Source organism: Viscerimonas tarda (assembly GCF_054601255.1).
Genome location: NZ_BAAHWV010000005.1, coordinates 55541 through 80916 on the forward strand (window position 1 = coordinate 55541; position 25376 = coordinate 80916).

The 25376-nt window shown below is 43.3% G+C and carries 21 protein-coding genes; 8 read left to right on the forward strand and 13 right to left on the reverse strand.

The genetic code is table 11. The features are described 5' to 3' along the window. Positions 1–7: 7 nt before the first annotated feature. Entirely contained in the window at positions 8–2953 is a 2946-nt protein-coding gene (locus tag ACYPWY_RS03320; RefSeq protein ID WP_459684015.1) for a zinc-dependent metalloprotease, read from the forward strand. A gap of 202 nt (positions 2954–3155) precedes the next feature. On the opposite strand, the gene ACYPWY_RS03325 is transcribed toward ACYPWY_RS03320, so the two are convergent. Beyond that, positions 3156–4991, reverse strand: coding sequence for a peptidase U32 family protein (locus tag ACYPWY_RS03325; protein WP_459684016.1), 1836 nt, complete (start codon positions 4989–4991; stop codon positions 3156–3158). Positions 4992–5167: 176 nt separating this feature from the next. On the opposite strand from ACYPWY_RS03325, the gene ACYPWY_RS03330 reads away from it, so the two are divergent. Genes ACYPWY_RS03330 through ACYPWY_RS03340 form a run of 3 tightly spaced genes read left to right on the forward strand, consistent with a single transcriptional unit; the run spans position 5168 to position 5971 of the window. Beyond that, on the forward strand, positions 5168–5338 hold the full coding sequence (locus ACYPWY_RS03330; RefSeq protein WP_459684017.1) for a hypothetical protein: 171 nt from the start codon (positions 5168–5170) through the stop codon (positions 5336–5338). Continuing rightward, a complete protein-coding gene (locus ACYPWY_RS03335) occupies positions 5335–5757 on the forward strand; it encodes a type II toxin-antitoxin system VapC family toxin (RefSeq protein WP_459684018.1) in 423 nt (140 codons plus the stop codon). Before ACYPWY_RS03330 ends, ACYPWY_RS03335 begins: the two co-directional genes overlap by 4 nt. Beyond that, on the forward strand, positions 5750–5971 hold the full coding sequence (locus ACYPWY_RS03340; protein WP_459684019.1) for a DUF3791 domain-containing protein: 222 nt from the start codon (positions 5750–5752) through the stop codon (positions 5969–5971). The genes ACYPWY_RS03335 and ACYPWY_RS03340 overlap by 8 nt, the downstream gene beginning before the upstream one ends. Positions 5972–6052: 81 nt before the next feature. On the opposite strand, the gene ACYPWY_RS03345 is transcribed toward ACYPWY_RS03340, so the two are convergent. The 3 genes from ACYPWY_RS03345 to ACYPWY_RS03355 form a co-directional block, all read right to left on the reverse strand. Continuing rightward, positions 6053–7513 (reverse strand): tryptophanase, encoded by a 1461-nt coding sequence (locus ACYPWY_RS03345; protein ID WP_459684020.1) that lies wholly within the window; start codon positions 7511–7513, stop codon positions 6053–6055. A gap of 350 nt (positions 7514–7863) precedes the next feature. Then, positions 7864–8706, reverse strand: coding sequence for a mechanosensitive ion channel family protein (locus ACYPWY_RS03350; protein WP_459684021.1), 843 nt, complete (start codon positions 8704–8706; stop codon positions 7864–7866). A gap of 140 nt (positions 8707–8846) precedes the next feature. Then, entirely contained in the window at positions 8847–10652 is a 1806-nt protein-coding gene (locus tag ACYPWY_RS03355; protein ID WP_459684022.1) for an endonuclease, read from the reverse strand. Between the two features lie 251 nt (positions 10653–10903). On the opposite strand from ACYPWY_RS03355, the gene ACYPWY_RS03360 reads away from it, so the two are divergent. Continuing rightward, positions 10904–12124: a M48 family metallopeptidase gene (locus ACYPWY_RS03360; RefSeq protein ID WP_459684023.1), complete on the forward strand. Its 1221-nt coding sequence runs from the start codon at positions 10904–10906 to the stop codon at positions 12122–12124. Between the two features lie 326 nt (positions 12125–12450). Here the strand turns inward: ACYPWY_RS03360 and ACYPWY_RS03365 are convergent, their stop codons facing one another. From ACYPWY_RS03365 to ACYPWY_RS03395, 7 genes are all read right to left on the reverse strand, one after another. Continuing rightward, positions 12451–13749, reverse strand: coding sequence for a tetratricopeptide repeat protein (locus ACYPWY_RS03365; protein WP_459684024.1), 1299 nt, complete (start codon positions 13747–13749; stop codon positions 12451–12453). A 28-nt stretch (positions 13750–13777) separates the two neighbouring features. Beyond that, on the reverse strand, positions 13778–16309 hold the full coding sequence (gyrA, locus tag ACYPWY_RS03370) for a DNA gyrase subunit A (protein WP_459684025.1): 2532 nt from the start codon (positions 16307–16309) through the stop codon (positions 13778–13780). Positions 16310–16526: 217 nt separating this feature from the next. Then, positions 16527–17234, reverse strand: coding sequence for a DUF4276 family protein (locus tag ACYPWY_RS03375; RefSeq protein ID WP_459684026.1), 708 nt, complete (start codon positions 17232–17234; stop codon positions 16527–16529). A gap of 5 nt (positions 17235–17239) precedes the next feature. Beyond that, complete coding sequence (locus tag ACYPWY_RS03380; protein ID WP_459684027.1) at positions 17240–18385, reverse strand: ATP-binding protein; 1146 nt, start codon at positions 18383–18385, stop codon at positions 17240–17242. A 61-nt stretch (positions 18386–18446) separates the two neighbouring features. Continuing rightward, a complete protein-coding gene (locus ACYPWY_RS03385) occupies positions 18447–18788 on the reverse strand; it encodes a type II toxin-antitoxin system RelE family toxin (RefSeq protein ID WP_459684028.1) in 342 nt (113 codons plus the stop codon). Next, on the reverse strand, positions 18718–18924 hold the full coding sequence (locus tag ACYPWY_RS03390; RefSeq protein WP_459684029.1) for a hypothetical protein: 207 nt from the start codon (positions 18922–18924) through the stop codon (positions 18718–18720). The genes ACYPWY_RS03385 and ACYPWY_RS03390 overlap by 71 nt, the downstream gene beginning before the upstream one ends. 278 nt (positions 18925–19202) lie before the next feature. After that, positions 19203–20090 carry a hypothetical protein gene (locus ACYPWY_RS03395; RefSeq protein WP_459684030.1) on the reverse strand — a complete coding sequence of 296 codons (888 nt, stop codon included), beginning with the start codon at positions 20088–20090 and terminating at the stop codon, positions 19203–19205. A 313-nt stretch (positions 20091–20403) separates the two neighbouring features. Here ACYPWY_RS03395 and mdh point away from each other — a divergent pair, with 313 nt between their 5' ends. Next, positions 20404–21345, forward strand: coding sequence for a malate dehydrogenase (mdh, locus tag ACYPWY_RS03400; RefSeq protein WP_459684031.1), 942 nt, complete (start codon positions 20404–20406; stop codon positions 21343–21345). A gap of 138 nt (positions 21346–21483) precedes the next feature. After that, entirely contained in the window at positions 21484–23376 is a 1893-nt protein-coding gene (speA, locus tag ACYPWY_RS03405; RefSeq protein WP_459684032.1) for a biosynthetic arginine decarboxylase, read from the forward strand. Between the two features lie 322 nt (positions 23377–23698). On the opposite strand, the gene ACYPWY_RS03410 is transcribed toward speA, so the two are convergent. Continuing rightward, positions 23699–24019, reverse strand: a complete 321-nt coding sequence (locus ACYPWY_RS03410; protein ID WP_459684033.1) for an RNA recognition motif domain-containing protein — start codon at positions 24017–24019, stop codon at positions 23699–23701. 244 nt (positions 24020–24263) lie between these two features. Here ACYPWY_RS03410 and ybaK point away from each other — a divergent pair, with 244 nt between their 5' ends. Continuing rightward, on the forward strand, positions 24264–24740 hold the full coding sequence (gene ybaK, locus ACYPWY_RS03415) for a Cys-tRNA(Pro) deacylase (protein WP_459684034.1): 477 nt from the start codon (positions 24264–24266) through the stop codon (positions 24738–24740). Here the strand turns inward: ybaK and ACYPWY_RS03420 are convergent, their stop codons facing one another. Beyond that, the gene (locus ACYPWY_RS03420; RefSeq protein WP_459684035.1) at positions 24741–25328 is read right to left on the reverse strand and encodes a thymidine kinase; all 588 of its coding nucleotides are present in this window, start codon (positions 25326–25328) and stop codon (positions 24741–24743) included. Positions 25329–25376: the final 48 nt, after the last annotated feature.

Consider the following 25376-nt stretch of genomic DNA (forward strand, 5'->3'; position numbering starts at 1 on the left):
ACCAATTATGACACAAAAATTTCTATTGACAATTCTTTTTCTCTGTTCGTTTTCGCTCCTCAGTTTTGCTCAAGTGGCTGAAGCAGATAACGATTTGGGAGTAAAAGTGAAATTCGATTTCGGCTCATTCAAAACAGCCGGATCAACGCTAAAAAGCGGAAAGCCGTTAAAAATCAGTATTCCTCTCGGAGATGGAACATCCAAGGTCTTCAATCTGACGGAAAATTCCTTGGCGAAACATTTAGATTTCATCAAAACATACGATGGCGTTTCGGAAGATGGAAAATCTAAGCTGAAAATTTCGGTTTTCGGTGATAAAGTAGAAGCCATGTTGTCTCAACCCGGCAAAGGATACTCTGTTTTTGAACCCGAAAATATACCGGAGGAAATCTATCGCTTCTACAATTTATCCGAAATTCCGGCTTCGTCGATGCAATGCGGTGCAGATGAAAACCTTTTTGAGGAAATAAAAACGGAGTTGTCAAAAATCAGAGCGGCAAAAAGCCTCTCTACTTTCCCTATTGGCGACCAGCTTCGGATTTTCAGAATGGCTGCGGCAGCCACCGGCGAAATGTATTCCTATTATAGCTCAAAGGATGCTGTTGTTGCACAAATTGTTTCCATCATCAATGCAACCAACCTGATTTACGAGCAGGAACTTGCAATCAGTTTTTCGTTAATAGAAAAAACGACAAATGGCACGCTTATTTTTACCGATCCAACCTCCGACCCATTTACTCCCGGTCTGGATTCTGCCAGCGCGTCGGCTTCGCAAACCGGTTTTACAGCCATGAATGGAAGCGGTATTTTACCATACGGCAACTATGATGTTGGACACACATTCAGTACATTAGCGCCATTGGCTGGAGGCTACAGCTCGAGGGGACAAGCTGGCCCTACACCATGTAATAACAATAACAAAGCCAACGGATGGACAGAATGGACTGAAGGAGCGGCATTGGGACTTATCGTATCTATTTTTGCACACGAAACCGGACACCAATTCAGCGCATGGCATACCTACAATGCAACAGGTGGCTCAAGCGGCAGTCCTACTTTCTGTACGAACGGATGGAGCAGTACACATGCCACCGAACCGGGCGCCGGAAGCACGCTGATGGGGTATCACAATAACTGTACAACTCCTACAAATCAAACATTGACAGGAAATAACCATTTGTCTTATTTTCATGCCACCAGCATTGAAGCCATCAACGATTTTCTGAATGGTACCGGTGGTTGTTTTACTACTCTTATTACCGGAAACACTCCGCCTACAGCTAATGCAGGTGTAGATATTACCATACCCAAAGGCACGCCGTTTTGGTTGAAAGGTGTAGCTACCGATGCCAACGGCGACGAATTGACATACACTTGGGATGAAGTGGACGCGGCTACCCTCAACGATCAGGGCGCTTTAGGCAGTAACATAAATGGTAATGGAGGCTATCCTGCCGTGAACAGTACGACTGCCCCCTTGTTCCGAAGCGAACAGGCATCGGTTACCGACCGTACTTTCCCAAAAATGACATTTGTATTGAACAACCAAAACAATCCCGACGACCTGGAAGGAGAAGATTTGCCCCAAGTAGCCCGGGATATGAAGTTCAGGTTTGTGGTGAGAGACAATCAGGCAGGTGTCAACATGGATGAAATAACTGTGCATGTAAGCGCTGCCGGTCCACTTCGGGTTACTGCACCGAACACGGCCATAACTGCGAGCGCCAGCAGCACAACCACTGTAACATGGGACATGAACTCGACCAATTCGTTGAGCGCGAATGTAAGCATCTTGTTGTCGATAGATGGCGGGGGCGCTTTCCCCTACGTGTTGGCACAGGATACGCCTAACGACGGTTCGCAACTCGTTACTATCCCCAATGTACCCGGTACAACTCAGGCAAGAATAAAAGTAGTGGCCGAATTGAACGATTATGCCGAATTTTTTGATGTATCGGATGCTAATTTCACTATTACATCCTCTTGCCAATCATACAGTAGCGCGCCTTGTTTCCCTGCCGATGTGGTAACAGAGCTTGGAGATGCTTCTTTGAATTTGGGATTGAGCGCGGTGAATCCGAGTACTGTAATCACCTCCCTTACAATAACACCCGGATCATCGAAGCTATTAGTTGCCAGAAATGACGCTGTATCTCCATCTGCAGGGATAAATTTTGGCGCATATAATTCAGATACTTATAAATTCAGAGTTTCAAAGAGTGGGTTATATACCTTTACACGTTCGGGAGGTTGTTATGCAAGTATTTATACTTCAGCAACTCCTAGTGTTTCAAGCTTCCTTCAGTCATGCATATATACTCCTAATAATGGTACTAATTTTTATGTAATAGGTTCTGCTTCTGTAGAGTTGAATGAATGTACCGATTATTATCTGATTGGATACAATGCAGCAGGTACAGTAGGTATTAGTGGCGCAGGCGATGTATATACCGAATCAACCGCTCCGGAAGGTACCAGTTACGCCTACATTGCCGTTAGCAAATCGGATAACCTGATAAAAGCCGCAAGCGCTACCGGCGATTTCCGCAGTTTGCCGGACGGCAGTTATTTGGCGTACGGAATATCGTATCCTTCTACTGCAACTTTGACAAGTTTTGTTGGGCAAAGCCTGGCGGCAGTGCGAGCATCTGCTTGTGTAGTCAGCAGCCAAAAAACCATGAATATTCAGGTTGGAACAAGTACAAATATCGTTAGCGAAACAGTATCAGCCATTAAATTGTTGCCCAATCCGGCAGCAACCGAGTTTCAGATTCAGTCCGATTCGGAGATAAGCAAAATTGAAATTTATGATACCAAAGCTCAGTTGGCGCTGTCTCAATCGGATAATATCAGTAAAACAGTCCGCATCAATCATTTGTCGCCGGGCGTTTATGTAGTGAAGGTCTATGACTCAAAAGGCCAAGCATATACCGAAAGACTGATTAAACAGTAACAATGTATGGGGTGGCGCTTTACAAGGGGCTGTCTCAAAAGGCTGTCATCCCGTGCTTGACACGGGATCTCCTGAGTAAATGTGCAATGATTGTCAGGAGATTGCGGGTCGGAGCCCGCAATTGGAGCGGAGCGTAAATCGGCCTGAGCCAATGACAAGCAGGGTTTAAACACAGGGGTTAATTGGTGGACTAAAGCCTCCCCTACGGGGAGGTTGGAGGGGCTGCTACGCTCATTTCGCATATCTTGCAATCAAAATCCAGTTTGAGGCGTGTTTTGTTGTAGAGCAAAAACAGGGGTTCGCGGTATGTAAATGCCTGCTTATTTTCCTTGGGGCACCAACCCATGGAATATTTTATGCAATGCCGCGTAAACATTAGGGGGACAGCTGTTTGAGGCTGTTTTTCAAAAGCGTCCTGCGTAACAACCGATTGGTGTTGGAGATAAAATTGCCGGCTTTTTTCGTTCATCACATTTCCCAGGTAGCTAATTTGTTTGGCAGGAAAAGCATGGGTTGTTTGTTGCCATTGAGCCGTTTGTTGAGAATAATATAAGGCTCTGACCTCTACAAACTTATCAATCAGTTGTCGCCGCCATTCCGAAAGTGCGGAGGCCGGAATAAACCAGTTTTGCAAAAACACAATGGCCAGGTTTTCGATTTCAAAAATGGTATTTCCTGTTTTGTTCAAGTTGTTTTTTATGTTCTCTGTCTGGTCTTTAAGCGCGAGCTCTTTGTTATATGTAAAATCCAAAGCGGCTTTGTTTCCGTCTTCGTCCTCCATTTCGAGTACAAAGCCCTGATCCGATTCCCTTAAAGTGATGTTTGCCGCTATTTTACGTTCAGCCGATTTCTTTCGCAATAATTTATCAAATTCGTGGTCGAAATTGCGGTAGATAAACCTTCCTTTCCGTATATTGAGGGTGTTTTCGGTAAAAAATACCTTCTCCCCTTCTACCCTGTTCACCCGTATTCCTTGTAGCTCCTTGTTATCGTTCAAGAAGCAAAGACCATCGCCGTTGTGCAGTTTTTTTGTGCCGGACAATACCAAGAACCGCTCGAACACCTCCTTGACTTTTCCAATAGCCTCTCCTATTGACTTCGGCGAATCCACCGACCAGATATTCTCTGCGCGTCCGTTATAGAAATAGTTGGTGTAGCCGCGGTTAAAACTTTTATGGATGTCCGGTTCAAAATAATAGCGGCATTTACCCAATGACGCCCGTTGATATTCGGGGCGATTCTCCAGTATTTTGTCCAGCTTCCGGCTGTAATGGGCCACTACATTTTTCACATACGGTACATCTTTCAGCCGTCCTTCTATCTTCAACGAACTTACGCCCGCATCCAGCAGTTCCTCCAAATGCTCCGAAAGATTCAAATCCTTCATCGAAAGCAGGTGCTTTTTTTCAACAATTACTTTTCCATCGCTATCGACAAGCGTATATGGCAACCGACAATATTGAGCGCAGGCTCCCCGGTTGGCGCTACGTTTCGACAGGGCTTCGCTCAGGTAACATTGCCCGCTGTAACAAACGCACAAGGCGCCATGAATAAAGGCCTCGAGGCGTGTAGTAACCTCCTTCGATACAGCTCTTATTTCGTCGATAGCCAGCTCGCGAGGCAAAACAATTTGCTTAAAACCGGCGGTCTCAAAGAATTTTATTTTTTCGACAGTTCTGTTATCGGCCTGCGTACTGGCATGAAGCGGGATGGGTGGCAAGTTGAGCATCGTAATGCCCATATCCTGAATAATCAGCGCATCGGCGCCCGCATGATAAAGTTCAGCTATCAGCCTCTCCGCATCAGGCAATTCATCATCCCGCAAAATGGTGTTCAGCGCAACATACACCCGCGCCCCGTATTGATGCGCATAAGTCGCCAACTCGCGAATATCGGCAATTGTGTTTCCGGCGGCGGCTCGCGCACTGAATTTTGGCGCGCCAATATACACAGCATCAGCGCCATGGTTAATTGCTTCGATACCACATTCCAGATTTTTGGCCGGAGCAAGCAGTTCTATTTTTCGGGCAGTTATCAAGAGAATCTATAATTTGAATTTCTACACGTAAAGATACAAAAGTAGAAGCAATCCGGTAGCTGTTTCCGGTATATTTTTTGTTTAGCAACATCTTTGCGGAATAGAGAAACAAGCTTCGCTGTTAGGCATTTGAGATTTTTTTTATAACTTTGTAGTATGATGTTAATAGATAAAAAATGGAAACAACCGCAAACACAAAAAAATCGGTAGCAAAAAAAGCAACTACCGGAGAAAAGAAAGATGCCTCCTCGACAAGGGACAGAATTAAACCACGGGGATTATGGGGAATTATGAAGGGTAAGATTCATTACGACAAAGATGCCGACATTTTTAATTTGGGACTATGACTAATTACCTGATTGATACGCATATTCTGATTTGGCTATTAGACAAGGACAGTAATTGTCTTAACGAAAATATCCGAGAAGATATCGACTATTTTCAGCATTCATATTATGTGAGTGTTGAGTCGTTGCGTGAAATCATAATTTTGCAATCGTTGAAGAAAATTACATTGGATTATTCGCTTGATAAAATTGTAACTATCCTGACAGAACGCCAAATAACGATTATTCCTGTGGAAGTCAATCATATAAATGAATTAGGGAAGTTACCAATACTTAAAATTAATGGGAAAAATCACGAAGACCCATTTGACCGGTTGTTAATAGCTCAAGCAATTGCCGAAAAATATACAATTATCAGCGCCGATGCCAAATTTCCTTTTTATCACGATTGTGGATTGAAATTATTAGTAAATGAATAATCCGAAAATGGACAATCAAACAAGATTTTTAGCTTACTGCATAGAGATATACAAAGAGGCAAAGGGCTTGACCGGCAAGGAAGTCTATACGCTTTTTGCAAAATATGGCGTACTGGACTATATTATAGACTGTTATGGTGCACTGCATACCACAGGCCCTCAATATACCATTGACGATATTGACAAATTTATCGCCGTTCGCAATCAATCCTAAGGCAACGAGCAACAATAAAAACAAAAAAAGCACATAACATCAAATGCTATGTGCTTTTCTTATATAACCGGCAAACTGTTTTTACAAACTATCGCCGAAGTCTTCTTTAAATTTGGCTATCAATTTTTCCGGCCAATCGCTTACCGGTTCCAATCCACCCATGAAGAAACGCAATACAGGTGGTTCGTAAACAAAGCGTAAACCTCCAATCAGGTGGCGGTTTTTGTTCAGCCACACCATACGGTCTTCTACATATTTAATCTGCGACAAGGTGAATACACGACGAGGAACGGCCAAACGTAACAACTCCATATCGGCATAGGTTTCGTTTCCGTATTCATCACGCTGATTAGATACCGATCCGCGTTCCATACCGCGAATACCCGATATAAGATAAAATGCTGCAGCCAATGCGCCAGCCGGATATTGAGTTTGCGGAATATGAGCGCATATTTCCATCGCATTTACGTGGCAGCCCAGTACCCCGGCAGGCGTTACAACAGGCACGCCTTTGCTTTGAAGGCCATTCACCAGATATTCAATGTATTGAGGGCTTTGGCTTATCATTGTTTCGTCAAGTGTTTCGTAAAGACCAACGGCAATGGCCTCTATTTCGCGAACCGACATACCACCATACGTCAGGAAGCCTTCGAAAAGTGGAATTAACGGCTCAAGTTCTTTAAATATACGCAGGTCATTTGTACAAATACCACCTCCGCGCGAAGAACTTAATTTACGCGCCGAGAAATAAACCAGGTCGGCCAATCCGGTCATCGTCAGGATAATTTCAGCCATTGAGGCATCTTTGAACTCAGGTTCGCGTTGTTTAACCAACCAAGCGTTTTCGCCCAATAAACTGGCGTCGAGTACAAGTTTAATCTTGTATTTTTCGGCAATAGCTTTTGCGCCACGCAGGTTTTCAACAGAGAACGGTTGTCCTCCAATCAAATTGGTAGAAGCCTCCATCCGGATGTACGGAATGTTTTCTACGCCATGCTTCTTTATACATTCTTCCAGTTTTTCCAGATTGATGTTTCCTTTGAAAGGATGCGCACTGTTTATCACATACGCTTCGTCGTACAACAATTCTTCTATACTGCCGCCATACTGGGTAATATGAGCCAAAGCAGTTGTAAAGTGGTAATTCATAGGCACAACACTACCTTTACGCACGTATGCGTTCGATATTACGTTTTCGGCGGCACGTCCCTGGTGAGCCGGAAGCAGGTATTTTTTCCCCAATACATCCTCTACGGCTTTTTGGAATCTTACAAAACTTTGCGATCCGGCATAAGCGTCGTCGGCTTGCATCATGGCGGCAAGTTGATTGTCGCTCATCGCATTGGTACCACTATCGGTAAGCATATCCAGAAATACATCTTTGGTATCCAACCTGAATGTGTTGAACCCGCCTTCTTTCAAAGCTTCTAATCTACGTTCGATGGGTACTAAAAACAATTTTTGTACAATGCGTACCTTGTGAAGTTCGAGTGGAACATTTTCTCCACTATAAAATTTAATTTCTTGTGATTTGTTTGACATGGCTAGATCTAGATATAAAGTTCTACTTTTATTTTAAAAACGTTCCGAAAGTATAAATAATAATTGGAATAAACAATAATATTGATAAAAAAATGTAGGAACCACTATTACGGATGAGATTCCTCCCTTTGGTCGGAATGACTCGCCTGTTAGTGGTTTAAGGGATGAGGAAGCGGCGGCGAAGCCGCCGCTTCCTCATCTCCTCTCCCCAAAAGGAGACCGTCATTCCGACCAAAGGGGGGAATCTCCTGCTCATACCAGCAACTTTACCGGAAGGCATAAGCAGTAAAATTTTTCATGGTTTGCCCTGATAAAATACCCTGTTTTTATCCCAAATGAAAGCCAATTTTTCAGTCTTTTGCCATTCTGACGGTGAGAGAGGAAGCAACGAATATTCCTTTTTCGCTCATCGCATGGTAAACAGCTTCGTTCAATTGTACGCTAAGAGCTGCATAGTCTTTATTCAATCCCCAGGCGCGTATGGTTATGTCTATATTCCCATTTTTCACGGCTGTAATACCTACAAACGGCTCTGGAGTTTTTAGCACGAGGGGCGTGGTTGTGAGTATATTCAGCAGGATTTTCTTCAACTCCCCGGCATCGTTTCCATAATTGACATTGAATGTAATGTCCACCCTTCGCGTTTTCTGGTCGGTGTTGTTTATGATACTGCCTGTGGACAATGGCCCGTTGGGCAAGTAAATGGTACGCCCGTCATTGGTTAACAAAACAGTGTATAAAATGCCGATTTCGGTTACATTTCCTTCTTGTCCCTGGGCTATTATGTAGTCCTTCAACTTGAAAGGCTTGTTCAGTAATATCATTACGCCTCCGGCAAAGTTCGACAGGTTGTCTTTCATTGCCATACCTACCGCCAAACCGGCAGCAGCCAAAAGCGCCGCAAAAGAAGTTGTATCAATACCCAGTATTCCGATTATGGATATAACCAGAATTACCTTCAATAAAGTGTTGGCCAGGCTATTTACGAAAGACGCAACAGCTCCATCGATATGCTTCCTTAGTAATATTCTCTTTACCAAATTCCGCAATAGCGAAATAACCCATGTACCAACAAAATAGACTACAATGGCGAGAATTATTCTTTCTCCAAGTATTATCGCCTCCGGAATAATCTTTCTTAACAACGAGTCAATAGTACTCGAATCAAATTCCAACAATATAGTATTCAACATAATTACGGTTATTTTTTAGTTAGTTAAATCGTACAAAAGTACTAAAAAGACCTGATACCCTGTAAAAGTTCAAAAGAAAAAATTAACTAAACGAGGCCAATCTTTCGACCGGCCTCGTTGCAAAATAAATGATAACTACACTAATTTACTACTTTATATATTCTATTGTTAACTTTAACAATATATATTCCTCTGTTATTCAGGTAAATAGCATCACTATCGGTATAAGCGCTATTTTTATACACCACTTTGCCGGTTATGTCGAATACCTGAACCGGAATACGGCTTTCGGGATTGGTAATACACAGCCTGCCCTCCTTCACAAACAGGCGTGTATCATCGGCCGTAATACCGGCAACGCCTTCGGAGATAGCCCTTGTCAGAATCAGATGGGTTAAGCCTACATTTTGGGCTTGCTTCTTGTATTCAATTTTCACCGCCCTGCTTTCGGGACGCAGCTGTATTTCGGGCGTATTGAAATAGGTATTGCCTGTTAGATTTGTGTTATCGAAATCGGCAATATTCGTTCCCCAAGACGAACCATTAACGCTTTCATATACATATATGTGGTTGTCATTTGTTCCCCAAGCATTATAGGGCTTCAAGGCAAACTGAAGAATATTCGCCGGTTCGTTGTAGTTCACAATCAGGTTTTTATTCGTTGACTTGAACGCCAATAAATTTCCGCTTTCGTAAAATTCGGTACTGTTTGTCTGGAAGCCTTCGGGCAATGTGGTATTCCATGGGCCCGGATAATAAATCAATACATCCATATCATCCGCCGGTTCTATCGGATCGACAGCCGGAGCCGATTGAGAATATTCGCCGGTCAGGGTTATATTCACAACTCCAATTTCGCTGCTGCTCAAGCTAAGTGTTGCCGTATGAGCGCCTTCTGCTTTGGGCGAATAGCTTACGGCCAGTTTATAACCATCCTTTGTCAGTCCGGGACTTACCGCATCCTGAACAATTTTAAACTGCTCAATGTCTCCGGCAGTCAATGCAACATCTACTGCTTGGGTCAGCAAGGCGCCCTTAACAAGTACATCCCGGGTAATAAACGCCTTTGTGCCATAATACACAATGGTATTGCTTGTTGGCGTTAATAATGCAGGCGATGTGGCTTTATTTGTAAGGGTGTAACTATCCGTTTTCTTGTTTCCCCATATATATTCTACCAGTTCGGGATAGTCGATAAAAGGATTCCGGTTGTATTGAATACTAAACGCTTCGTTGTTTCTATCTATTTCCTTTTGATTGACAGGGTCGTTCCGGTGCCACTCCAATAACATGTTAACCGCCCAGTCCTTAAAAACCGGATAAGTTTCGTTGTTCAACATGCTAACACCCTCGCTGCCCCAACGAGCGGCGTAATCTTCGTAGCCTGTTACCATGTAAAAATAGGTACGGGCAAAATCGCCTTTGTATTCATCGGCAGGTTCAAACGCCGTGCCGGTATATTCTCCGCCATAGGTGTTTTTGCCGAGCTTGACAAGGCCATTATCATAAGTGGCGCTGGTAACTACCCCAAGCGGATTGTTCGATTTTTTGCCGTTCGCTTCCGAATCGGAGGGGTAAAGATTCAGTATATCGCTATTTGCATCGCCGTACTGGTCGCCGCCCGTAACTTGCCACCAACTGCGAGGCATACAATGTTCGCGAGCCATATTGCTGCTATTGTAAGCCACCCGTTGTTCGTTGGAATACATGTCCCAATAATAACCTGCCGGATTCCAGTCTGTTCGCTTGTAATACACATCGCCCCAAAATTGAGCCGAAAAAGTATCGAAGCCCAGGGATATTGTGTTTCTCACAATTTTGTGCAAGGCCGTTTTCAATTCGCTATTGCTTTTAGCGTCAATCTGGTCGTAATAGCCCAAGGGAGCCTGAGCCAACAGTTGAAAACTAAAACAGGAGACAACAAAAAAGAGTAATTGTTTTTTCATGATAGTACTATTTTATTTTGATATTGAGTTATTATTATAACATCAGATTAAGCCGGAATGTTTATATTTGCAGGCAATTTTGAATAATGAGAATAATATGCCAATGTGAATAATGTGAATGGTTAGGAGATTGCGGGTCGGGGCCCGCAATGACAGCATCTTTTTTGACGCTTCGCGCCATTAATTTAATCACATTATTCACATTAGCATATTATTCACATTATTCACATTATTCACATTATTAAAAAACCATGCTATACTACATTATTATATTAATTCTGGTACTCGACTTTTCGCTCACCCAATACCTGGCTTACCGGAACCGGAAGCAAATGAGCCCTGTTATTCCCGAAAAGCTGAAGGGAATATACGATGAAAGCGAATATGCCCGCCAACAAGCCTACCAGAAAGAAAACAGCCGTTTCGGATTATATGCGGGCTTGTTTTCGTTTGCCGTTATTTTAGCCGTGTTCATCTTTCGGCTCTTTGGCTGGTTGGATGGAACGCTGAGAGAAGATATTCGCCACCCGATTTTGCTGACGCTGGCATTTTTGGGTATTATTTACGTGGCAAACGAAATAATCACCCTTCCTTTTTCTTACTACGAAACCTTTGTTATAGAAGAAAAATTCGGATTCAATAAATCCACGCCTAAGCTGTTTTGCTTCGACCAGCTGAAAGGCTTGCTGCTAGGCATGGTAATCGGTGGCGGAGTTCTGGCCTCAATTGTCTGGTTGTTTGGCAATATTGGGGCATATTGGTGGTTGTACGCCTGGGGATGCATCACCCTGTTTTCGTTGTTGATGACATTTTTCTACTCCGATGTTATCGTACCCCTCTTCAACAAACAAACACCCTTGGAAGCCGGCGAACTGAGGGAGGAAATAGAAAGCTTTGCCCGCAAAACAGGATTTAATTTAAAGAACATCTATGTGATGGATGCCTCCAAGAGGTCGGCCAAAGCCAATGCCTATTTTACCGGATTTGGCAGCAAAAAAAGGATTGTATTGTTCGACACATTGATAAAAGACTTGTCGGTGCAAGAAATTGTGGCCGTTTTAGTGCACGAAACGGGGCATTACAAAAAGAAACACATTATCAAACAGATGATTGTGTCGGTACTCTATACCGGCGCCATGCTGTTTATCCTCTCCTTGTTTTTATCGGACGAATCGCTGGCTATTGCTTTGGGTGGAACCGAGCCGTCCTTTCATTTGGGAATCATTGCATTCTCCATCCTTTTCACACCCATATCCTTGCTATTGGGGATATTCATGAATATCTCGAGCCGGAAAAACGAATACGAAGCCGATGCATACGCCGCCGGATTCGGCTTGTCGGAAGCATTGATAAGCGGATTGAAAAAGCTGTCGGTGAAGTCGTTAAGCAACCTGAATCCCGATAAGCTATCGGTGTTTTTCTATTACTCCCACCCTACCCTTTTGCAACGGATAGACAGGTTGTTGAAGTAAAAGGGGTAATATTGAAATGGTATAAAAGAACCTCATTTATTTTACACAAAAAAACGTGTGAACAATGATGTAATGAGGTTGAATTATACGTTGTAATCTATTGCTACTGAGGTTGTTTTGTTAGGAAAATTAGGTGGAAGTTAGGTTTTTATTATCCCGTATTATCGTAGGGGCGAAATAGCTGTAGCCCGTTGCCGCGAATGGGCGTTTTGAAAATGGTAATTTTGATAGCCTCCATGTTAAGGCTTTCAGCCTTAAGACAAGCACAAAAAAATCCCCCGATTATCCTGTAATCGGGGGATTTTTGATGCGTAATATATACTTTATTATTCGTTGCTCAAATCTTCGTATGCTTTGGTTACGGCATCGTATTCGGTGTTCATATTCAGATTATAGTAGGCATTTCTTAGTTTGTATAAAACCGATTTCAACACGGGTGTGTTGACTGATTTTGACTCGGGATCGTCGCTCTTGATGCGGGATTCGATTATTGACCTTAATTTTTCGAGCGGAGGATAAGCTTTTTTATACAGCTCGTTTGCTTGATTGTCTATTTCGGTTTGCACTTTTCTCGAGGATGTTTCTTGTGTTGCTTTTTCTCTTAAATCCTGCGCTTTAACGATGTATGCAACAGCCAAACCCTCCAGGGCTTTTTCGCAATTCCCGTCAACGGCCAAAGCCTTTTCGTAGCTGCTGAACGATTCGTCGAATTTTGAATCCTGCGTATATATGGAGGCTTTCACACTGTACAGCTCGCAGGCGCTTTCGGGGTCGTTGGCAATGGCTTGATCGAGATAAATCAAGGCTTCGTCCATTTTTTCCCGCTTAATCATTTCATTAATCAAGTTAGGTACAAAATATTTACTTTTAGGATACAATTTAGAGCCTTCTTTCAATATTTCGATGTAAGTCGCCGAATCGTTTATTTGAATATATTCGTTTGAAAGCAGTTCATAAACTTCGCTCTTTTGATAGTCATTGTTTTCGATAAACGGCTCATCTATAATCCTTCTCAGCAATCTTATAGCCCTATCGTGGTCTTTTAGCTGAACCGTACAGATGGCAGCATAATATTTCACCAATTGAGAAATGGTATCGGCGGTATTGAATGTAATATTGCTGCCTTCAAACATTTTCAGCGAGGGCAGTTCCCAATATCTTTCAAAAAAATCGGCCGCTTTTTTATAATCTTTCTTTTTGTTGTAATACACGCCTCCGTTGATGTAATACATGTGATTGGCTTTCATTATCGCCGTAATGTTTGTCCTGTACTTTTCATCTATTTTCCCTTTCTGATTGGGAATCCGGCTCAACGAATCGGCTTTGATGTATGGTTCCCATTCGTTGTACAAAGCAGGATACATTACATCTTCGTTGAACGCCTGACGCAACATTTCTTTTGCCGATTCAGCGCTAAAAGCTTTCTCTTCAATATCACCGGCTGTTTTCCAGGTGTCGGGGTCATTAGCTGTTTCAGGATCTGTTAATGCCGGTTTTATCATTTGCCTGGCATCACCGAATTTTTTATCATCTATCAGTTTCTTCGTTTCCTTTACAACTTTTTTTTGTGCAAATGTCATGCTTACCAGCATACATAATATTGCCATTGATACTATTCGCTTCATATAATATGTTTTTAAAGGTTTAATTAATTTATTCGTTTATTTCGGTTTCAGTTTCACCGGTTTCACCGGGTAGAATATCGGTTTCTTTTTCCGACATCACTTTACATACCGATGCTATCTGGTCGTTGCGTTTTTCGAGGTTAATAAGTCTGACCCCCTGTGTAGCACGTCCCATAACACGCAGATCGGCCACTTTCATACGAATGGCGATACCCGATTTGTTTATAATCATCAGGTCGTTTTCGTCCGTAACGCTGTTGATGGATACCAGCTTGCCGGTTTTCTCGGTGATGTTCAGTGTTTTCACCCCTTTTCCGCCCCGGCTGGTAATACGGTAAACGGCTTCTCCGTCTTCGTCATTCAAACGGGTACGTTTTCCGTAACCCAATTCCGAAACAACCATAATTGTTTCATCCTTGTTTCCTTCCGAGATGGCTATCATTCCTATCACTTCGTCCTGTCCGTCTTCGTCGATGCGCATACCACGTACGCCGGTTGCGGTACGTCCCATTTCCCTCACATTGGATTCGTGGAAACGGATAGCGCGACCATTGCGGTTGGCCATCAGTATTTCGCTGTTGCCATCGGTCATCAATACTTCTATTACCCTGTCGTCTTCGCGGATAGTAATGGCGTTCACACCATTCTGACGTGGTCTTGAGTAAGCTTCGAGCGGCGTTTTCTTTATTACGCCCTGTTTGGTACAGAACACCAGATAGTGATTGTAAACAAATGGGTCGTTCAGCCTTTTCACGCGGATGAAAGCTGTTATTTTATCATCGGCTTCAATATTCACAATGTTCTGAATAGCCCTGCCTTTCGAGCTTTTGCTTCCTTCGGGAATATCGAACACGCGCAACCAGAAACAACGGCCTTTTTGCGTAAACAGCAGGATATAATTGTGCATGGATGCCGGATACATGTCTTCAACAAAGTCTTCGTCCCTTGTTTCGGAGCCTTTCGCTCCTACTCCACCCCTGTTTTGAGCCCTGAACTCCGACAATGGAGTGCGCTTGATGTATCCCAGATGCGAGATGGTGATAATCATTTCGTCATCGGCATAAAAATCTTCGGGATTTAATTCTTCCGATGCATAAACAATTTCGGTGCGCCGCTTGTCGCCGTATTTGTCCCTTATCTCCAGCAATTCATCTTTGATTACTTTCATACAAAGTTCGTCATTGACCAGTATTTCGTTCAAATAAGCAATCAATTTTTGTATTTCTTCAAATTCGGCATGTAACTTGTCTTGTTCGAGACCGGTTAACTGGCGGAGACGCATATCTACAATAGCACGGGATTGCATTTCCGAGAGGTTGAAGCGGTCAATCAAAGCCTGTATCGCTTCCTGCGGCGATTTGGATCCCTTGATAGTGGCGATTACCTCGTCAATATTATCGGAAGCAATGATAAGTCCCTGAAGGATATGGGCGCGCTCTTCGGCTTTTTGCAAATCGTATTTTGTGCGGCGGATAACAACCTCGTGGCGGTGATCGACAAACAGAGACACCATATCTTTAAGCGTCAGCATCTGAGGGCGTCCCTTCACCAAGGCAATATTATTTACGCTGAACGAACTTTGTAAAGCCGTCAGTTTATAGAGTTTATTCAGTACAACATTGGCGTTGGCATCTCGTCTGACATCAACAACAATGCGCATCCCCTGGCGGTCGGATTCGTCGTTGACATTGGTGATTCCTTCCAGTTTTTTCTCACTCACCAGGTCGGCAATGTGCTTAATGAGTTCGGCTTTGTTTACCAGGTAAGGGATTTCGGTAATAACCACTTTTTCGTGGTGTCCGTCCATCTCTATTTCGGCGCGTCCACGCATAATTATACGTCCGCGACCGGTCTCAAAAGCGTCTTTCACGCCCTGATAGCCGTATATAAGTCCTCCTGACGGAAAATCGGGAGCCTTCACATAGTGCATCAAACCTTCGGTATCAATCTCGTTATCTTCGATGTAGGCAATAACTGCATTGATGACCTCCGTCATGTTATGAGGCGCCATATTGGTTGCCATACCCACCGCAATACCCGATGCGCCGTTTATCAACAGATTGGGGATGCGGGTAGGAAGAACGGTCGGTTCTTTTAATGTATCGTCGAAGTTCAACTGAAAATCAACTGTTTCTTTGTCAATATCCCGTAACATTTCTTCGGCAAGCGGACTTAAGCGGGCTTCGGTATAACGCATTGCTGCGGGGCTGTCGCCGTCCACACTACCCATATTACCCTGTCCGTCAACCAACAGATAGCGCATACTCCATTCCTGAGCCATACGCACCATGGCAAAATAAACGGATGAATCGCCATGCGGGTGGTACTTACCGAGCACTTCCCCAACAATTCTGGCCGATTTTTTATGTGGTTTATTGGATGTATTTCCCAATTCGCTCATTCCAAATAAAATACGCCTGTGTACGGGCTTAAATCCATCCCTCACATCGGGAAGAGCACGAGATACAATTACCGACATCGAATAGTCGATGTAAGCCGATTTCATCTCATCTTCAATATTAATTCTAATAATTCTGTCCTCTTTTAAACTTTCTTCCATTATTTTTCTAAATAAAAAATATTATATAGTTTTGATATTCAATTTGTTATAAATACGCCAAAAGGGTATCTAAAAAACTAGGCTAAGGTACGAAAAAAAACGAAAAGTGAAAAACGAAAAGTGAAAAATAAAGGGCTAATGTGAATAATAAGAATAATGTGCCAATGAGAATAATGTAGGGGCGCGATTAATCGCGCCCCTACATTATTCTCATTATCTACAGCTTTCGCTCAATAATGCTTACCAATTCATTCAGCGAAGAGATGCTGTGCCGGAGGCGCCTTAATATGTTGTCGAAATCGAGTTTTTTGACTAGCTGGTGCACTTGCCAGTAGCGCTTTGAATAAGAGCGCCCTACCAGCTGGTAAATATCGTTCAGGTCTTTCGAGGGGTGTTTGCGTTCCAGCGGGTCGATGGTATAGGGGTTGAATCCGAGGAGTTTATTGATAAAGGAGCCTGTCAACCGGCGATCGACTCGTTGATAGTGGTGGGTTTCGGCCAAAAACCAGGTTTCTATTTCCTGCACAACCACTACTATATCGAATAAATCGCGGTATTTTTTGGCTATTGACGGAGGCATGTATTTTAACCCGGCTTTCAGGCGCGACAAATCGGTTACCTGTATCGGGTACAAGTCCCGGAGCCCTACAATGTACGAATAGCCCGATTTCATCAGGTTGGGGATGTTTTCAATAATCTCGGATTTGACCCGGTTATCGGAACCGCAGTCGTAAATCAACACCAGCAGAGAGGGGTTACGCACAAACGACACGCTGCGCACCAACTCTTGTTTGGGGGCGCTTGAGCCTCCTTGCGCCCTTTTGGAGATGATGGAAACGCTCCTACGCCCTACCATTTCGCGTATCAGGCGATCTACGAAAATTTGTTCGGTTTGCCCTTCGACAAAGAATGCGATTTTTTTCATAACTCTCACTCCCTGACATCTACGTCTTCAAACCCACGTACATAGAAATCGGTAGCCAGGAAATCGAAATTATTAAGGCCTGTGTATTTGAAATCGTCGAAAACAGCCTTTGAGTTGTAGTAGTTATAAAAGATTGATTTCTTGTGCGCTCGCTCTATTATCGACCAGTAATCGAGTGGAATACGGTTCATTATATACCGGTCGTTTGTTGTGATAAATAATTGCAGGCAGGGTTCTTTTTTTACGCCGACTATCAGTAAGTCTATCAACAAGCTCGAGCGGTTAAAATCGAGCCCCTCGCCCAGATTGTCAATAAGTATGGGTACCGATATTTTATTCATCAAGGCAAAATTCAGGTGAATCAAGAACGACAGGGCGCTGAACATTCCCTGCGACATTTCGAGCTGGTCGGTAACGTCGTCTATGCTTTCTTCCTGTACGCAGAGCGCATAGCCCCGTGCTATTTTCTGTATCTCAACCGACTGGATACCATAGCCCAAACTGTTCATGCCATCAATTATCCGCTTCCCAAACTCATCGCCGAAGAGCGCCAGCCCCTTGGTGTAGGAATACAATAACAAGGCCGTATCTTTGAGGCCGGATGGCGATTCTGCCTCCAGTTCGAGGAGGTCGTCAACCAGGTTATTTTTTTCGTTATGATTGGAAAAAGCGGTATTTTTGAGCGTCAACCCCCAGATATACAGCTTTTTCAGGTAGGGATATTTTTTTGCGGCGTGCAACGATACCATGATGTCGCTATCGGCAATATCCGCTTCTACCCAACTGTCCGCTTCCTCGGAGTAGAGTTGTTTGCTGGCGCGATCTATCTTTTTTTGCCCGTCGACCAACAGCTGTTCGTTTACCACTATCCGGTTTTCGTACTCAATAATGTAGTCATATACCTCCTCACCCTCACGGAACGAAAGTTCGTACCGGGCGCTCACAAACCGGACTTCCGACAGGCGCTGACGACCGGAAAGCAAATTGGCAATTTCGCGTATAACGGCCAGGGTATGGGTTTTTCCGGCCGAGTTTTTGCCCACAATCAGGTTAAAGTTTCCAAAGTGCACCGGTTTGCCATCGTGGCCGTCAATACCCCATTCCTTGGATTTTCCTTTTAAGCGTGTATATTTTATTGATTCCAGCAACATATATTTTTTAATTTCTTAAATATAAAAATATTCGGCCTCAGATAAAAATAGAAAGAAACCCTTATAAATCTGACAAATGCTTATAGGCATCTCCCCTATTATCAACTTTAATGATAGAGAAAACTAACAAATTATCAAAAATTTCGTAGATAAGACGAAAATGACCAACCCTAGTACGGCGTATATTTCTATCAGGGAATCCTTTCATAGGAATGGAATTTACATACGGGTCATTTTGCAAATCTTTTATTCTAATCATTATCAGCTTGTAATAATTATTAGGAAGTTTGTCAAGGTACTTAGCAGCATTCTTTTTGATGGTATAATTATACTTATACTCCGATTCCTCTTTTAGCATTTTGTTCTCGTTCAAATTCTTGACCTGAAATACTATCCTCCTCATCGGAAGCTAACACGTCTAAATAATCTACAAAATCTTCAACAACACCGCATTTTGCTGCTTTTCTAAGATCAATATGAAGATGTGTTTTATTACCCATGACATCACTATCATACTTTACTCCTGCTATTCGTGCCATTTGTATAAATTTTATTTGGTTAATACAAAGATAACTTATTCTTCGGGAATTTCAAAATAGGATTTAAGAACCGCCCTTACGGGTTCCCTTATTTGGTGCAAAGCTGTAATGTCTGTTGCACAACCTCTAAAAGATATAGCCGTCAGGCTTAACATGTAGTTGTGCAACAAGCGCTAAAAACTTGCGGCCAAAGATGATTAACCTGATTATTGTAGAGACATGGCGTGCCACGTCTGTATCATGCGAACTTTATTATTCACATTGGCACATTATTCTCATCACTCCAACGTAAACGACCTCTTCCCTATCAGGTTGCCGTCGGCAAAAATGTCGGCCCGGTATGTTCCGGGCAACAGGAATTCTTCAACAGCCCAATAGAGGGTTACGGGGGTTTCTTCGCCGCCATATTCGATGATTCGCTTCATCGAATAATTTATCTCCCTGTTTTCGTACTGGAAAACATTGGAGCGGCTCTTTGTCAGCACATCGTCATCGGGCCTTATAATTCGCACATAGATGGTGCGTTCCCCCGGTTCGGCTGTGATGTTTTTAGTTATAACGAACGAGACTATCAGTTGTTCTACGCTTTTTATTTTCTTCTGAACTTTCCCCTTCGCGTTTGTTGCCTGCACGTTTACCCCCGTTGCATCCAGTTTTGCGGCCAGAATAACTTTTTCGGTCAGGCTTTCTTTTTCCTGCGAAACCTGGTTCAATGTTTGGGTAGTTTGCTGGTATTTTTGCGTTATCTCGGCCTTTTCCTTCGTCAATTGTTCGTTTAACTTGTTCAACGAATCAATTTGGGCAATATACGACTTCAGTATTTTTCTCAAGCTGGACAATTCTTTGTTCAGGCGGGCTATTTCTTCCTTGTTTGAGGCCTTCACCGTGCGCAATTCTTCCAACAGCCGCTGAACTTTTGCATGTTCGTTATCCAACTGCTTGAGCAGCGAATCGTTCTTTACGCTAAACTTGAAGCCTTCGTATTGCATTGATATGCTTTCGTATTCATCTTCGAGCTGCTGTTTCGATATTTCGTTCGTCTGCTCCAGCTCGTCAATTTTGGTATTGGCTTCAAATATAAAATATCCGGCTACGCCCAAGCCTGCAATTAATGCAACAACAATAACTATTAATAACTTAGTATGACTGTTCGATACTTTTTCCATATTCTGATTTGATGCAACCTCCGTGTGATAATATTTCGCAGAATCCGTTAAAAAACTGCCCGGATTTTCTCTATTCCGATTTTTAAAACAAATGTAAATGTTTTTCTGCTTATTTTACAATACTGTATTCACCCTTTCAAGATTTTTAATAATTGGATACAAAATAAGTTGTAAAAGGCTTCTTTATTTACAAATAAGACTATATTTTTGAATCCTTTTAGATAGCGTCCCCGGTTGTTCCGTTTACGGAGCAGGGGGATAAGTATAAAATAGAAACTAAAGTTAAATATAACATACTAAAAAAGAAACTATTATGTCAAAAGTAACAGTCGTAGGGGCCGGAAATGTCGGCGCTACATGTGCGAATGTATTAGCGTTTAATGAAGTAGCCGACGAGGTTGTAATGCTTGATGTCAAAGAAGGCGTTTCGGAAGGGAAAGCCATTGACATGAATCAAACAGCCCAATTACTGGGTTTCGACTCAAAAATAACCGGAGTAACCAACGATTATGCAGCAACAGCCAACTCGGATGTTGTGGTAATTACATCGGGTATTCCGCGCAAGCCGGGGATGACCCGCGAAGAACTTATCGGTGTGAATGCCGGAATCGTGAAATCGGTTGCCGAAAACATCCTGAAATATTCGCCCAATGCTGTTCTGGTTATCATCTCCAACCCGATGGATACCATGACCTATCTGGCCTCTAAAGTAACCGGATTGCCTAAAAACCGCGTTGTGGGAATGGGTGGAGCCTTAGACAGCTCACGCTTCAAATACTACCTGAGCCAAGCTTTGGGCGTTAATCCCAACGAAGTTGAAGGCCTGGTGATAGGCGGACATGGAGACACCACCATGATTCCGGTAACACGCCTGGCTACCTACAAAGGGATACCCGTATCGGATTTGCTGACAAAAGAAGCGCTGGACAAAGTGGTTGCCGACACCATGGTAGGCGGCGCTACACTCACCGGACTGCTGGGCACATCGGCATGGTATGCTCCCGGAGCTGCCGGAGCTTATGTGGTGGAAGCAATACTTCACGACCAAAAGAAAGTGGTTCCTTGTTGCGTTACCCTCGAAGGCGAATATGGCCAAGACGATATTTGTATCGGCGTACCGGTTGTGCTGGGTAAAAAAGGCTGGGAAAAAGTTATCGACCTCAAACTTACATCCGAAGAAAAAGCAAAATTCGAGGCTTCGGCAGCGGCAGTTCACAAAACAAATGCCGTGTTGAAAGACTTGAATATATTTTAACCGGATTTACGGTAAAAAAGTTGGGAAACTGTTTAGATTTTAGAATCAAAATACTTCATTGACTAAAATTTAAACAGTTCTTCCGGTATATGAAATAGTTAAGAGTAGCACATCATTAAAAAAAGTGGTTTATAAGAAATGAGAAAATGGCGTATTGAAGATTCGGAAGAATTATACAACATCGCAGGATGGGGTATCAATTATTTTTCGGTGAACGAAAAAGGAAATGTAACAGTAAGTCCCAAAAAAGACGGGATTAAAGTTGATTTAAAAGAACTGATTGACGAGTTGCAACTGAAAGATTTGCCTTGTCCTGTACTGGTACGTTTTCCGGATATACTGGATAACCGGATCGAAAAAATATCGACCTGTTTCAAATTGGCAGCAAAAGAGTACAGCTACAAAGGACAAAACCACATTATATACCCTATCAAGGTGAACCAAATGCGTCCGGTTGTAGAAGAACTGGTCAGCCACGGTAAAAAATTCAATATCGGACTCGAAGCCGGTTCCAAACCCGAACTTCATGCTGTTATTGCCATCAACACCGACCCCGACTCGCTGATAATCTGCAATGGCTACAAAGACGAAAGCTACATCGAACTGGCTTTGCTGGCACAAAAAATGGGTAAAAGCATTTTTATTGTAGTGGAAAAAATCAACGAGCTGCACCTGATAACAAAAATAGCCAAACGCCTGAAAATAGTTCCCAATATTGGTATCCGTATTAAACTGGCCAGCGTGGGAAGCGGCAAATGGGAGGAATCGGGAGGCGATGGCAGCAAATTCGGACTGAACTCCAGCGAATTGCTCGAAGCCTTGGCCTATCTCGAAAAAAATAACATGAAGGATTCGCTTCGCCTGCTTCATTTCCACATCGGCAGTCAGGTTACAAAAATCAGAAGGATAAAAACCGCTTTGCGCGAGGCGGCGCAATTCTATGTGCAACTTCATGCCATGGGCTTCAAGGTAGAATTTACCGATATTGGCGGCGGACTGGGCATCGACTACGATGGAACCCGCTCTTCGTACAGCGAAAGCAGTGTGAATTACAGCATACAAGAATATGTGAACGACTCGATTGCAACTATGGTGGATGCCGCCGACAAAAACAATGTCCCCCACCCCCATATCATTACCGAATCGGGACGGTCGCTCACCGCTCACCACTCAATTCTCGTATTCGAGGTCTTAGAGACCACCACCCTTCCCGAATGGGACGATAACGACGAAATTTCGGACGATGACCACGAACTGGTGCGTGAACTGTATCAAATATGGGACGACCTCACGCAGCCCCGTATGCTCGAAGCTTGGCACGATGCACAACAAATACGGGAAGAAGCATTGGACTTGTTCAGCTTGGGACTGCTCGACCTGAAAACACGGGCGCAAGTGGAGCGGCTTTATTTTTCGGTAGCCCGCGAAATATATCAGGTTGCAGGCCGGTCGAAGCATAGCCCCGATGAGTTGAAACAGCTATCGAAACTGCTTCCCGACAAGTATTTTTGTAATTTTTCGCTCTTCCAGTCGCTACCCGATTCCTGGGCGATAGACCAGATATTTCCGATAATACCTATCCACCGCTTGGACGAACGCCCCGACAAAACCGCCACATTGCAAGACATAACCTGCGATTCGGACGGAAAGATAGACAATTTCATCTCCACGGGCAATCAATCGTCTTACCTTCCGGTACACAGCGTCAAAAGGAATGAGCCCTACTATCTCGGCGTTTTTCTGGTGGGCGCCTATCAGGAAATATTGGGCGATTTACACAATTTATTCGGCGATACAAATGCCGTTCATGTTTCGGTTGACGAAGACGGCTACAAAATAGAGCAAACCATTGACGGCGAAACCGTTGCCGAAGTACTCGACTACGCCCAGTACAATGCAAAAAAACTGGTGCGCACCGTCGAAACCTGGGTTACCACCAGCGTAAAACAAGGCTCAATAAGCGTAGAGGAAGGAAAAGAATTTCTGTCCAACTACCGCTCGGGACTTTATGGTTATACTTATTTGGAATAACAGCTCCTCCAAACTCCCTGTGAGGGAGGATTTAGGGATTAAAAAAAGGGGCTGTCTCAAAAGAACGCGAATTACGCAGATTACACAAATTTACGCAAATAAACCACTCTATCTTTTTCTTATTTAATTGAAATTCAACAATAAATAAATTGCGATAATTCGCGTAATCTGCGTAATTTGCGTTCAAAAATACTTTCGAGACAGCCCCCTACATTATTCACATTGGCACATTATTCTCATTATTCGGCTCAACTCGTAAGGGGGCTAAAAAAAAGAGGTTGCTTAAAAAAAGCAACCTCTCGTTTTTTATTATCGTGTCGGATTAATATCTTTCACGGCTTCTGAAGCCACCACCACCGCTTCTGTTGCTGTTGTTGCGACGTGGGCCGCCAGCGCCTTCGGTTCGTGGTCTAGCTACTGATACGGAGATAACACGTCCGTCGTATTCAGCGCTGTTTAATTCGTCAATAGCTTTTTGTCCTGATGCTTCGTCAGCCATTTCAACAAAACCATAACCTTTTGAACGGCCAGAATCTCTGTCCATTACAACTTTAGCTGAAGAAATTTCTCCATACTCTCCAAATAGATCTGCTAAATCACTGTCAGTGATGTTGTAGCTTAATCCTGCAATAAAAATGTTCATTGTAAAAAAAAATTAAGAATAAAAAATATTGAAGCATAAGAACCTACATTCAGCAGGAATAATAATCTACTACAACTGTAAGTAATTCCAATGCGTTACAAAAGTAGTTATAAAAAGCGTATCTCATTTTTTTTTCTCGATTATTTACTTTGACTAAATGATTTTTAACTATTCTCTGTGATATTCGGATATTTATGCCTTATTTTGTTAATTAAATAACCCGAATTAAGTTTGATTATTGAAAATGAAGATAAATAAGACGAATGCCGCACGGCTATTGGATAAGGCGAAGATAGCTTACGAACTCATTCAGTACGAAGTAGATGAATCGGACTTGAGCGCGATTCATGTGGCGGAACAACTGAACGAGCCTGTTGAACAGGTTTTTAAAACATTGGTACTCACGGGCGATAAAACCGGCTATTTTGTTTGCATAATCCCCGGCGCCGAAGAACTGAACCTTAAATTGGCCGCTAAAATATCGGGCAATAAAAACTGCAACATGATTCCGATGAAAGAGTTGCTTGCGGTAACCGGTTATATCAGGGGAGCTTGTTCTCCCATCGGCATGAAGAAACAATTTCCGACCTACATCCATCAAAGTTGTTCCGGTTACAAATTTATCTACGTCAGCGCAGGGATAAGGGGCTTGCAAATAAAACTGTCGCCCGAAAAATTGCTGGAAACGGTTCGGGCCACAACCGGAGAGCTTTGCAGTTAACTAGCCCTGTTTGGGGTTGTGCCTGTTGTAGCATAGCCGGCATAAGGGCTTGTATTCCTGCATTTCGCCAAGCACTACCAGTTTATCGTTGGCAATTGTGCGGTACGAGAAATTGGCTAGCCGGCCGCACTCTACACAAACGGCATGAACTTTGGTTACATCGTCGGCTATGGCGCACAAGGCGGGCATTGGCCCAAACGGGTTCCGCTTAAAATCCATATCCAGTCCTGCAACAATCACCCGTATGCCCTGGTCGGCCAATTGTTGGCAAACCTCCACCAGTCCCATGTCGAAGAATTGCGCCTCGTCAATGCCAATCACCTCTACATTCGACGATAGCAGAAGAATGTTGCTTGAGTGTTCGACAGGGGTCGATTCCAGTGAATTTTTGTCGTGCGAAACAATTTCTTCAACCGAATACCGTGTGTCGATTACCGGCTTGAATATCTCGATATGCTGTTTGGCGATGAGGCTGCGCTTCAGGCGGCGGAACAATTCTTCGGTTTTACCCGAGAACATGGAGCCACAAATAACTTCGATACTTCCTCTTTTTTGCGTTTCGTTTATTTTGTTTTCGGTGTATATCATCGGTTTTATAATCTTTTTACAAAGATAATCTTTCGGCGAAAAAAGAAG